Consider the following 1,142-nt stretch of genomic DNA (forward strand, 5'->3'; position numbering starts at 1 on the left):
TGTCAGAAAAGGGTGACGGACAATCCATTTAAACGCCCTGGTCCCACAACTTCGACCATCCTGCCTTACACCCGATTCAGTATCGTTTTGTGGAGCTTGTGCGTAATTATGAAGCTCAATATTTGAACAACATGCTCGATCCATAATAACACTCCTGATTTAAAACTTTGGTAGCTGGCATCACACATGTTTTGTAGATCCGTGGATCAGTAAAAAGTTCACGTAGTAGAAGCGACATTATGGCCGGTTACTGTTTGTAATCCTTTAGTAGTGGAAAATCATGAAAGCCCGCAGAACCATTAGGCTCAATGGCTATAAAGACATACCCTTACAGAGCATGATACAAATCCAGTGTTTTATATAAAAAAGATGCTGAGTCGGGCATCGGCCACTTGCTGCAGCCAGCGGGCTTTTCGTCTTTTGACTTGAGTACAGTGATGGTGGCCTCCAGCACGGGCCTGTCTTTTTTTTCTTTTTACTTTTAGCGGGTTCGAAGGGGCGCAGCCTCGCCAGGGGCGTGTGGAAAAATCGGAGATGGGGATGTTAATGTTTACCTATGTTTTCGGCTGGAAAACGAACTTGCCGGATTCGGCACGATGGCTGCCCTGACAATCAGGGAGTACGGGTATCAGCGGATTCTGTAAATAGCTTTACCCCATCCTTTGGATTGGCAAAGTTCATCTACTGTATTATAGGTAAATCCACTAACATCTTTGCCAACAGGATCTGCGCCAATGGCTAATGAAGAATTATTGGTGCATCGTGATGGTGATGAGGCGCATGTCAATCGTGTAACGATAGGGAAACTCCAATCGACGGTTTCTCCGTTTGCCCAGCTGCGCCAATATGGGGTGAATTTGAAACAACATATCGGTCTAACCCGGCGATTTCCTGTGCATTCAGCGCTTATTGCATAAAAAGCGCAGTTGGGAGCCTTGCAAAGGGAGTTCAAGAGTTTCTCATCTTCTGATCTAAAGATCGGGGCTTCGGTGGTCGGGGCTTCGGTGGTCGGGGATTCGGTAGTCAGGGCTTCGGTGGCCGGGGCATCGGTAGTCGGGGATTCGGTGATCGAGGCATTGGTGACCATGGCTTTGGCGGTTACATTTCGGGAAGACAACGCCGTTGCCACAGGCGCTGCTGCA

General features: G+C 48.1%; 2 protein-coding genes. Both read left to right on the forward strand.

The window, feature by feature from the left end:
* The first annotated feature begins 734 nt into the window (after positions 1-734).
* Positions 735-917: a hypothetical protein gene (locus KDK13_RS06015; RefSeq protein WP_257284063.1), complete on the forward strand. Its 183-nt coding sequence runs from the start codon at positions 735-737 to the stop codon at positions 915-917.
* Positions 918-935: 18 nt separating this feature from the next.
* The coding region (locus tag KDK13_RS06020) for a hypothetical protein (protein ID WP_257284065.1) at positions 936-1,142 on the forward strand (207 nt) is incomplete at its 3' end.

This window comes from Endozoicomonas sp. SESOKO1 (assembly GCF_024606265.1).
Classification (GTDB): Bacteria; Pseudomonadota; Gammaproteobacteria; order Pseudomonadales; family Endozoicomonadaceae; genus Endozoicomonas.

Bases quoted from the DNA above. Each gene is read 5' to 3' on its own strand.
- KDK13_RS06015 (WP_257284063.1), top strand. From the start codon at position 735: ATGGCTAATGAAGAATTATTGGTGCATCGTGATGGTGATGAGGCGCAT.